Raw genomic sequence first — 10060 nt, forward strand, 5'->3', positions numbered from 1 at the left:
GGGGACCATGAGGATTTGTGTGGCGGTGCCGTCCCTGGGGTAAAATCGGTATAGGGTGGGCGGTGATTTTCACCGAGGCCAGCCATCTTGAAACCACCGCGTCGGTCGAGCCGGCGTTCCGAGGGTGCCCAGACGCCGGACACGACGCCGACGGTCCTGCAATTCCGCATCTGGCTGAAGGGACTGAGCCCGATGGTTTGGCGGCGGGTGCAGGTGCCGGCGACCATGACCTTGCGCGAGTTTCACGGCGTTCTTCAGGTCGCGATGGGCTGGGAAGGCATCCATCTCTACCAGTTTGTCGTGCACACGGTCCGCTATGGCTCATGGGAATTGACTGCGGAACCGCCGGACATCGGACTTGACGCATTGAAGCTGCGCACCGGAAGCCGGTTCCTGTACGAATACGATCTCAATGTTCCGTGGGAGCATGAGGTGCGGCTGGAACATCAGTGCGCCGCCAAGCCGCAAATCCATTATCCCTGCTGCATCGGCGGTGCCGGAACTTGCCCGCCGGAGGATAGCGACGGGCCTGAGGCCTGGATCCTGCAGGAAGATGAAGCGCTCGGACTTGGACTGGATGAGGACCTCGCCAGTGCGCTGGAGTTCTTCGCGGACATCAGCGAGACCAGATCCTTCGCGATCCTCGATGATCCCGACCGGGCTGAGGAATTCCGGGAACTGCTTCTCCGCATCGACAGGCGCAACGCTCTTTTGGGCAGGACGTTCGAGCGGCAGACGGTGAACAAGCGCCTGCGGCAGGAGGAGCATCTCACCCTCATGCATCAGCAGATATGACTTCACCGTTTGAACCGCGATTGTTCGCCAGCAGATTGGCGGCGAGAAGGGCAACGTCGTCACCACGCTCATGCCGGATGCCGGAGAGCAACGACCGTGCCGCTGGCGCGGTGACCTGATCGAACTTTCGGCGCAGGGTCGCGGCGGTCGTTTCCGCATAGTGCCGTGTCGTGGTGATGTTTTCGTGGCCGAGGAAGCGCTGGACGTCGGTGATGTCCATGCCGAGCGCCAACAGCTTTGTCGCCATCGTGTGCCGCAAAAGATGCGGATAGACCCGCTTTGTGATCCCGGCCTTGCGAGCGACTTGCCGGACGATCTGACCGATGCGCTGGCGGCTGTAGGTATAGGGCAGCGATCCTTTGCCCCGTTCCCGGCTCTGGAACAGGGGGCCGGCACGCCTTGTGCCGATATGAAGCCGCAGCATCTGTGTCAGTTCCCGCCGGATGGGGACTTCCCGGTGCTTCGATCCCTTTCCGCGCACGACGACGATCACGCGCTCTGCCAGGCTGACATCCTCGATGCGCAGGCGGGTGAATTCGGAAACGCGCAAGCCGGTTTCCAAAAGGGTCTGAAGCAGCAGGCCCGTCGCGCCGCTCGCCTCGTAGGCCTGGTCAATGAAAGCCAGTTCTTCCTCGATCGTGAGCCGGTTGATTGACGTTCTCTTTTCCGGCGGCGCGGAAAGACCGGCCTGCGCGCGGGCCCGTTTGATCACCGCTTTGCTCTGCAGGTAGTCGATCCCTTCCCGGATCAGGATTGTGGCGACGGCGTTGGCGGCACGCTCGATCGAGGTCATGATGGTTTACCAGATGATTTTCGGATTGCTAACTGGTGAGAGATATCACCGTTGCCGGCGAAAGCGGAGGGCAGAAATACGCGGATCGGACGCGATGAGCTTTCCACTTCGCCCGTTCTGGAAAACCCGGCAAGGAGATGCAGCATGCAGGTTCGGATCGTCATGGAACTCATCGGTGACGACGGCGAGGAGATCGGTCGGGAGATCATCGCCGACATGACAAAGATCACAACGGGTGCGGAGGATCTCGGCCTATCGCTCGCCGAGGGCAAAGCCCTGCTTGCCGGGCTTCAGCAGAAGATGGTGGAGACGCAGGTGAACCTATGGCTAGCGGAAAACCGTGAGACGGACGGCCGCCGGTTGCGGCACAAGGGATACTATCCCGTCACCTTCCACACTCTGTTCGGCGATGTCCGGCTCAGGAGTCCGCGATACGCGCTGCCGGAAAGTGAAGGACGCAATGGGCCGGGCACGGTGTCGCCGTTGCGGCAACTGATCCCCGATCACATTGCACCCGAGCGGCTGTATCTCGAGACGCGCTGGGCTTCGCTCGTGCCATATGCCGCTGCAGCCGAGTTGTTGGCCGATGTGTTGCCGATCGACTGCGGGATCAACGCCACGACGGTGCGGCAGCATGCGCTGAAAACGGCTGCCCGAATTGAGCGGGAGCTGACGGAAGAGCGCGTCTCTTTCATGCAGGATTCGTGTCCGCAAGACTGGACGAACCTGCCCATTCCCGACGGCCGCATTGTCATTGGCCTTGATGGTGGCTACATCCGGGATCGTGACGACCGGAAGAAGAATTTCGAGCTGATCGTCGGCCGCTCCCTGCCCGAGGACGGTGAGCCGCGCTATATCGGCTTCGTTCATGGTTACGACCGCAAGCCGCAGCGCCGAATCCTCGACCATCTTAAAAAGCAGGGCGTGCAGGCCAATCAGGATATTACCTTCATCACCGACGGCGGCGAGGAAGTTCGCTCGCTCGCCGAAATGATCGCCCCGGCCAGCGAGCATGTCCTGGATTGGTTCCACATCACCATGCGCATCACTGTGCTTCGCCAGTTCGCCCAAGGCCTTCGCCATCATGACAAGGAAGCCGGCAACGGCCTGCTGGACATGCTGACCCGGATCAAATGGTATCTGTGGCATGGCAACACCTACCGGGCGCGTGAGGAGATCGATTGGCTGCTCGACGATGCCGAAGCCACGGAAACCGACTACCCGAACATGAAAAAGTTTCTGACAGTGATTGGCGAATTCCGATTCTATATCGGATCAAACCACGCCAGCCTGATCAACTATGGCGAACGCTACCGGTCCGGAGAGCGGATATCATCCGCTTTCGTCGAGGCGACCGTCAACGCCGTTGTCAGCAAGCGTTTCGCCAAGAAGCAGCAGATGCAATGGAGCCGGACAGGCGCGCATCTTCTGCTGCAAACGCGAACGCAGACCCTCGACGGCTCGCTACGGTCGACCTTCGAGAAGTGGTATCCTGGCATGGCAAACGATAATCACCGAAATTCCGACAACCAGTCCGCAGCGTAGCTGCCACACAAATCCTCATGGTCCCCTACATGGCAGGCAGTACCTTGAATTCTCTCGACAATCTCTTTCCCTCCGATGCGCCATGGCTCGGCGCCTGGCGGCAGCGGCTCGCCCTGAAGGCCGCCGCGGCGGCCATCAAGCTGATGCGCCGCACCGAGGACGAATCCGCCCTGCGCGATGCCTGGTATCTGCGCCAGGATGAGGACGATCCCGGGCCTGCCGGCAACGTGCTTTTGGCTTGGCGCAAGCTTGCCGGTCGGTCGCTGCCGCCATCGTCTGAGAATCTGCAATCGGTCGCCGATCTGCTTGGCATCATCTGGTCGAATGATTTCGATGAGCTCGTCGCTCGCATCGAGGAAGATGTGCGCACCGGCGCGCCGGCCCCGCTGGTTGCCGCGCGTGCCGGGACGGAGGTCATGCGGGAGAACCCGAATGCTGAAGCTCTGGCTTGGTGGGTGGCCGATCTCGCTTTGTCCTGGCGCATGGGATGGAGCCCTGCCGTGCCGCTACTTGGCCTCCAGATCCATGCACCGCTGCTGCGCACCGGTCCCGATCGCCGGCGTGGCCGTCCCGGCGATCCGTTCTTCGAGCGGGCTGCATGCCTTGCCGCAGCTCTCGGCGCGGCCGAGGCCTGCCGGCTTGCCGTCGGCATTTCGCAGCGGGCCGAGCGCCTGCGGGCGGTGGAGCTGAAACTGCGCTCGAAGGCCGCCGGCGGAGTCATCGCCCTGTTGATGACTGATGACGCCGTCTCCGGATCGTTAACGACCGGGACGATGACACGGTGGGCCAGCCGCCGCCTGTTCGAGCGGCTGCATCAGTTCGAGGCCGTGCGCGAATTGTCGGGCCGCGCCACCTTCCGGCTCTACGGGCTTTAGCCATGGCAAGGCCCGCGCGCGAAACGGCTGGCCTGCTCGATACCGAGCTCGACGGCCTGCCGCCGGAACTGCGCTGGCGCGAATGGATGACGCGTGTCGAGGCCATCATCTTCGCCGCGCCCGAACCGGTGACGCGGGAATTGCTGTCACAGATCGTCGGCCGCGATTGCAGCATCGATCTGCTGATCGAGGACATTGCCAACGAACTGGCCGCTCGTCCTTACGAGATCGTCGCCGTGGCCGGCGGCTGGCAGTTCCGCACCCGGCGGCGGCAGGCCGAGGTGCTCAAGGCCGCCTTTGGCGGCACCACCACCGGCGCCGACCTCACCGAGGGCGAGATGCTGGTGCTGGCCTCGATCGCCTACCACCAGCCGGTCACGCGCGCGGCGCTCTCCGGCGTGCTCGGGCGCGAGGTGTCGCGCGATGTCATCGGCCATCTGCGTAGGCTCGACATGATTGCGTCTGGGCCGCGATCGCCGCAGCCCGGCGCGCCTTACACCTATGTGACGACACGGAGATTCCTGGAGCACTTTGGGCTCGATACGTTGCGCGATCTGCCCGACCTCGAAACGCTTGAGGATGCGGGACTGTTTAGCCGGGCTACCGTTGGTCCTGAATATGCGATGGCCGACGAAGAGGAAAACGTTGATCTGTCCGGCTAAGTTGGTGCGGGTTGGGACCCAGTTCTGGTCCCTTCGGGGAAGGGGTCGAGTTGGTGTCGATTGCGGATCGCAGGTATGTGTCATCATGCTAGCCGTTGAACAGAGCTACTGCCGTTCCCAATAGCTGACGACCGTATTTTTTGAACTGTGCCGGGGCGCATCGATCGAAACTTCGCTTTAATGCGGAGGGCGATCAAGCTAGAAGCAAAAGACTAGGACACGGGCTGCTTCATATGGATCCAACAATCGACGACAATTTCGAAGAGCCGGAGGGTGTCGACGATCCATTCGACGCCGGCTGGGGAGACTATCCGCTCGATGCTGTCTTCGTACGTACGGAGCCGCGGACGGTAGGCGATGTCGTCGATCGTATCGATCGCCAGCGCTATATTCTCGATCCGGACTTCCAGCGTGATTTCGTCTGGCAAGTTCCCAAGCAGTCGAAGCTCATTGAGAGCTGTATCATGCGCATCCCGCTGCCGGTCTTCTATGTGGCGGAGGCGCCAGACGGTCGAATCATCGTGGTCGATGGGCTGCAGCGCTTAACGACATTCTATCGATTCATGCGTAATCAGTTTCGACTAACCGGACTTGGCTCGAGTGATCTCGGCGCCAAGCACCCACTCGATGGCAAATTGTTCAAAGACCTGTCGGTAACGCTTCAGGAGCGCGTCTCCGACACGCCACTTACGATGTATATTCTCGACGCCAAGGCTCCCGAACGTGCGCGGTTGGATATTTTTGAGCGGGTTAACAGTGGCGAGCCGCTGACCCGCCAGCAAATGCGTAACGCGCTCTATAATGGGCCCGCGACTAACTGGCTTAAGGAAGCAGCCGCAAATCCGATTTTCCGCAACGCGACTGGGCGTTCTCTTAACGCGCGGACGATGCGTGATCGCGAAGCGATCAACCGATTCTGCGCGTTCAAGCTGCGTACGCCAGAGGCCTATCGGGGCGACATGGATACATTCCTAGCGCAGGGCCTGACGGCACTGGCCAGCAGCAGTGATGCCGAGCGCAGCGAATTACGAAAGCAATTCGAAGATGCCATGACCCTCAATGCGGAGTTGTTCGGCGAACATGCCTTCCGCAAATCACTGGCAAATGGCCCTTCGGCGACGCGAAGCGTCATCAACATCTCGTTGTTCGAGGTCTGCGCGGTTGCGATGGCCGGTCTCAGCCCACTTAACGCGCAGCAGAAAACGTATCTGCGCAAAGCGGTCATCGAATTGCTCAACGAAGCGACCTTTGTCAATGCGATTACCTATTCGACCAACAGCACGAGGCAGGTGCGTGCGAGGTTCGGCATGATGGACGCAGTGACCGTCGAGCTGCAGAGAGTCGAACCATGAGCATATGCGTAGTTCGTGCGGTGGCGATGGAGGGCTTCAAGTGCTTTGACGACTTGCGCCTCGAGCTCGGCCAGCTGACGCTGGTGACTGGTTTCAATGGCGGCGGTAAGTCGACCGCGCTGCAGCCGCTTCTGCTACTCGCCCAAGCGCTCCGTTTTGGTACATTGGATGCGCTGCCGTTGAACGGTCCGCTGGTACGGCTTGGCACTGCGGGCGATATCGCACCGATACGGTCGGAGCGTCCGATGCTGCTCAAGGTCGAGGGCGATGACGGTAGCTTTGGTGTGCAGCCTACCTTGCAGGCGGGCGTTCGCGTTCTGGCGATAGCAGCGACGCCGGAGAGACAACCAAGCCCTCGTCTACGACGCGCGCTCGAAACCCTGTCGTTCCTTGGCGCAGTCCGTATGGGCGCTGAAGACGCGTTTCCGATTCCCGAGCGTGTCAACGTTCGCGATGTCGGGCACGATGGCCGGTTCGCGCCTTACTGGTTCGATCAACTGGCTGATGAGGATGTTGATCCGCGTCGGCGCTATCCCGGGACGGAAGCGGCAATCTTCCGCAGACAGTTTGATTCTTGGCTCTCCAGCTTGTTTCCGGGTGCTGAAGCCAATGTACAGAATGTGACCGCCATGTCGCAAATGAACCTTCAGTTCCGGCTGGCAGAGCTCGGATCGTGGAGGAGACCGTCAAATATCGGCTACGGCCTGACCTACGCCTTTCCGATCCTGGTTGCGCTGCTGGCCGCCGCCCCGGATCAGCTGATCGTGATTGACAGCCCGGAATCGCATCTCCATCCGTCGGCGCAGTCTCAGATGGGGAGGCTCCTCGCGACGTTGGCGAGCGCGGGTGTGCAGATTGTTGTCGAGACGCACAGCGACCATCTCCTCAATGGGGTCAGGCTGGCGGTACGCGACGGCACGCTGCCCCCGGAGGATTTGCGCCTTCATTTCTTCAAGGGACCGAACGGCAAGGAACATGGCGTGACGACCCCAGGGATTGGGGAGGGGGGCGAGATCTACGAATGGCCAGAAGGCTTCTTCGACCAAAACGAGAAAGATCTATCGCGGCTCGCCGGATGGAGCTGAGTGGGTGCGCTTCTATCTAAACGAGGCCTCTATACAGGGGCAGTTTGAGGATGAGTCTGATTTTCGGCCGCTGCTCGAGCAACTGCTGGCCGCGCGTGCACGCTCGCCGGTGCTGGCGGGGATGCGCACCACGCCGGCGCTAGGTGATCGGCCGGTCTCGCATGCACGGAACGTGCGGCAGGTCGTGCAAGGCTGGCGCGGATCGCCGATGGTCGGGGCCTTGCTCGCTTGGGTAGGCCGAAACGGACCGTTTATCGAAGAGGATCGCTTAGACGAAGCAGAGGACTTATTTCATTGTCTAGGCGTCGAGGTTACCGATGGCGGTCTTGGCGAGGCCGGCCGGCGCGTGAAGGCCGGTGAGATTGCAGCGACAGTGAGCTTCCCGGGTGGTGCGCCGGACTTCGCACAGTCACCTCTATCCGTTGTCCATGGCTTCGAGGATGAGCCGATTGGCGAGTATCCGGTCGAGAACTTTTGGGACATGGATGCGGCGGTCGCGCGAGTGCTCGGCGAGCAGGCACCGGCAACGAACTGGCAAGCGATGGTCGAAGCAGCGCGGCAGCGCTTTCCGAACCTTCTGTTTCCGAATGCGCTATACGAAGACGCACGCCTTGCGCGTGAGCCGTTCGATGCGATCATCCGCGATCGCTTCTATGCGCTGCTTGGATATCTTGATGCCTACATGCGCGGACGCGATGAGAGCGGCAACGAGGGCCGGGAGGCTCAGGAAATCCTGCGAGCCCATTTTCACGGCGAACGTGCGTTGTTCTCACCGGAGTCAGCAACCAATAGGCGCGATTTTCAAAGCGAGATGACTTTCCCTGATCCCGAGGGCGGCGCCGAGATCTTCGCGCATTTCCACGGTAAGATTAGCCACCGCTTCTTCCGCCTGCATTTTGATTGGCCGGTGCCGAGTACGGCGACCCGGCTCAAAGTTCTCTACATAGGCCCGAAGCTAACCAAATCCTGATTGCTGAAACGCTACCGCTGATTGGCAACCCGTACCAGACCACAGGCCGACGTCACGAGGCCCTCTCGTAGAGCGAGAACCCCGTGGGGAGAGGTGAGGTCCCCCAATCCATCGCGATGGCCACACTGTGGCGACCGCGCGTCAAAGCGACATAGAATTTCGCCCGACTCTGGGGCTTTAGGTTCGCCGCGTGATCGGAAAGCCAGAGTCGCATCGGCTCGGTGGGCAGGATCACCACATGGTCGAAGCCTCGGCCCTTCGACTCCCCAAAGTTCATGGCGGGCCACCGCTGATCTACGCCGAGGCTGGTGATCTTGTCACGCAGTTGCATCGGCCGGACCGTCGCCAGGTAGTGGGCGTAGTCGGCCGTCCGGAGGATGAAGGCGCCATTCCACGCCGCCGATCCGGTCCTACACCGGACGCAGTCACAGGCCTGGCTGGCGGGCAGGACCGGAAACAGTCGCGACGACACCGTGCAGATGTGAGAGCGGCGGTGCAAAATTAGTCCACGGTAGCGGCGGGATGGTCCCGTCACGGGCGGCGTAAAACCCGGCCACCTATTTCCCTTCTGCGACGAATGCAGGAGGGCTAGGGGATCTATACCGTGGAACTTTATCTGAAGGTGCGCCTTGCCTGCTCGGAAGGGATGACCCAGCGCCAGGCGGCGAAGCATTTCAACATATCGCGCGACAGCGTGGCCAAGATGCTGTCGTATTCGACGCCGCCGGGCTATCGGCGCCGATCACCGATCCGGAGGCCGAAGCTGGACGCGTTCGTTGCGACCATCGATCGATGGCTGGATGAGGACGTGAAGGTTCCGCGCAAGCAGCGGCACACGGCCAAGCGTGTGTTCGACCGGCTTCGTGACGAATGCGGGTTCACCGGCGGCTACACGATCATCAAGGATTACATGCGCGAGCGGGAACAACGCCGCCAAGAGGTGTTCGTGCCGCTGGCCCATCCGCCCGGCCATGCGCAGGCCGACTTTGGCGAGGCAATGGTGGTGATCGGCGGCGTAGAGCGCAAGGCCCGCTTCTTCGTGCTCGACCTGCCGCACAGCGACGGCTGCTATGTTCGAGCCTATCCGGCGGCGGTGTCGGAGGCATGGGTGGACGGCCACATCCATGCGTTCGCCTTCTTCGGGGCCGTTCCGCAATCGATCGTCTACGACAACGACCGCTGCCTGGTGGCGAAGATCCTGCCCGACGGCACGCGCAAGCGAGCGACGCTGTTCAGCGGGTTCCTGTCGCATTACCTGATCCGGGATCGGTATGGCCGCCCCGGCAAGGGCAACGACAAGGGAAGCGTCGAAGGGCTTGTCGGCTATGCGCGCCGCAACTTCATGGTGCCAATCCCGCGGTTTGCGACATGGGAGGCGTTCAACGCCTGGCTGGAAGAGCAATGCCGCAAGCGCCAGCATGACAGGCTGCGCGGCGAGAACGAGACGATCGGCGAACGGCTGCAGCGGGATCTTGCCGCCATGCGTCCATTGCCGGCGGCACCCTTCGATGCCTGCGACCAGGCCAGCGCCCGTGTCACGGCCCAGTCTTTGGTCCGCTACAAGACCAACGACTATTCCGTCCCGGTCGCCTTCGGCCATCAGGACGTTTGGGTTCGCGGCTACGTCGACGTGGTGGTGATCGGCTGCCGCGGCGAGATCATCGCCCGCCATCCGCGGTGCTGGGAACGCGAAGACGTCGTCTTCGATCCGCTGCATTACCTGCCGCTGATTGAGCAGAAGATCAATTCGCTGGATCAGGCTGCCCCTCTCCAGGGTTGGGACCTGCCCGGCGAGTTCGCCACGCTGCGCCGCCTGATGGAGGCGAGGATGAACAAGCACGGCCGGCGCGAGTATGTGCAGGTGCTGCGACTCTTGGAAAGCTTCGAGCTTGGCGATCTGCATGGGGCTGTGAAGCAGGCCCTCCAACTCGGTGCGATCGGCTTCGATGCGGTCAAGCACCTGATCCTGTGCCGGGTGGAGCG

At 61.7% G+C, this 10060-nt stretch carries 10 protein-coding genes; 8 read left to right on the top strand and 2 right to left on the bottom strand.

Annotated elements, in window-relative coordinates:
- Positions 1 to 87: 87 nt before the first annotated feature.
- Positions 88 to 795: a plasmid pRiA4b ORF-3 family protein gene (locus tag BFN67_RS20165; RefSeq protein ID WP_245295193.1), complete on the top strand. Its 708-nt coding sequence runs from the start codon at positions 88 to 90 to the stop codon at positions 793 to 795.
- Here the strand turns inward: BFN67_RS20165 and BFN67_RS20170 are convergent.
- The gene (locus BFN67_RS20170) at positions 776 to 1588 is read right to left on the bottom strand and encodes a tyrosine-type recombinase/integrase (RefSeq protein ID WP_080919176.1); all 813 of its coding nucleotides are present in this window, start codon (positions 1586 to 1588) and stop codon (positions 776 to 778) included. The genes BFN67_RS20165 and BFN67_RS20170 overlap by 20 nt on opposite strands.
- Before the next feature lie 144 nt (positions 1589 to 1732).
- Between BFN67_RS20170 and BFN67_RS20175 the strand changes: the two genes are divergently transcribed.
- The 6 genes from BFN67_RS20175 to BFN67_RS20200 all read left to right on the top strand — a co-directional run bounded on the left by BFN67_RS20175 (position 1733) and on the right by BFN67_RS20200 (position 8077).
- The gene (locus BFN67_RS20175; protein WP_080919177.1) at positions 1733 to 3133 is read left to right on the top strand and encodes an ISKra4 family transposase; all 1401 of its coding nucleotides are present in this window, start codon (positions 1733 to 1735) and stop codon (positions 3131 to 3133) included.
- 29 nt (positions 3134 to 3162) lie between these two features.
- A complete protein-coding gene (locus BFN67_RS20180; protein WP_245295355.1) occupies positions 3163 to 4008 on the top strand; it encodes a DUF1403 family protein in 846 nt (281 codons plus the stop codon).
- A gap of 2 nt (positions 4009 to 4010) precedes the next feature.
- Positions 4011 to 4670: an SMC-Scp complex subunit ScpB gene (gene scpB, locus BFN67_RS20185; protein ID WP_080921290.1), complete on the top strand. Its 660-nt coding sequence runs from the start codon at positions 4011 to 4013 to the stop codon at positions 4668 to 4670.
- A gap of 233 nt (positions 4671 to 4903) precedes the next feature.
- On the top strand, positions 4904 to 6022 hold the full coding sequence (locus BFN67_RS20190) for a DUF262 domain-containing protein (protein ID WP_080921291.1): 1119 nt from the start codon (positions 4904 to 4906) through the stop codon (positions 6020 to 6022).
- A gap of 26 nt (positions 6023 to 6048) precedes the next feature.
- Positions 6049 to 7107: an AAA family ATPase gene (locus BFN67_RS20195; protein ID WP_204842243.1), complete on the top strand. Its 1059-nt coding sequence runs from the start codon at positions 6049 to 6051 to the stop codon at positions 7105 to 7107.
- Positions 7108 to 7111: 4 nt separating this feature from the next.
- Complete coding sequence (locus BFN67_RS20200; protein ID WP_080921293.1) at positions 7112 to 8077, top strand: hypothetical protein; 966 nt, start codon at positions 7112 to 7114, stop codon at positions 8075 to 8077.
- Positions 8078 to 8129: 52 nt separating this feature from the next.
- Here BFN67_RS20200 and BFN67_RS24405 read toward each other — a convergent pair whose 3' ends face one another.
- A complete protein-coding gene (locus BFN67_RS24405) occupies positions 8130 to 8408 on the bottom strand; it encodes a P-loop NTPase family protein (protein ID WP_158083547.1) in 279 nt (92 codons plus the stop codon).
- Between the two features lie 273 nt (positions 8409 to 8681).
- On the opposite strand from BFN67_RS24405, the gene istA reads away from it, so the two are divergent.
- Positions 8682 to 10060, top strand: a 1379-nt coding sequence (istA, locus tag BFN67_RS20210) for an IS21 family transposase (protein ID WP_139789275.1), incomplete at its 3' end; no start/stop codon positions are given.

This window comes from Manganibacter manganicus (genome assembly GCF_002075885.1).
Lineage (GTDB): Bacteria > Pseudomonadota > Alphaproteobacteria > Rhizobiales > Rhizobiaceae > Mesorhizobium > Mesorhizobium manganicum.

Coding starts and splice junctions, on each gene's coding strand:
- BFN67_RS20175 (WP_080919177.1), top strand. CDS start 1,733: ATGCAGGTTCGGATCGTCATGGAACTCATCGGTGACGACGGCGAGGAG.
- BFN67_RS20190 (WP_080921291.1), top strand. CDS start 4,904: ATGGATCCAACAATCGACGACAATTTCGAAGAGCCGGAGGGTGTCGAC.
- scpB (WP_080921290.1), top strand. CDS start 4,011: ATGGCAAGGCCCGCGCGCGAAACGGCTGGCCTGCTCGATACCGAGCTC.
- BFN67_RS20180 (WP_245295355.1), top strand. CDS start 3,163: ATGGCAGGCAGTACCTTGAATTCTCTCGACAATCTCTTTCCCTCCGAT.
- BFN67_RS20170 (WP_080919176.1), bottom strand. CDS start 1,588: ATGACCTCGATCGAGCGTGCCGCCAACGCCGTCGCCACAATCCTGATC.
- BFN67_RS20195 (WP_204842243.1), top strand. CDS start 6,049: ATGGAGGGCTTCAAGTGCTTTGACGACTTGCGCCTCGAGCTCGGCCAG.
- BFN67_RS24405 (WP_158083547.1), bottom strand. CDS start 8,408: ATGCAACTGCGTGACAAGATCACCAGCCTCGGCGTAGATCAGCGGTGG.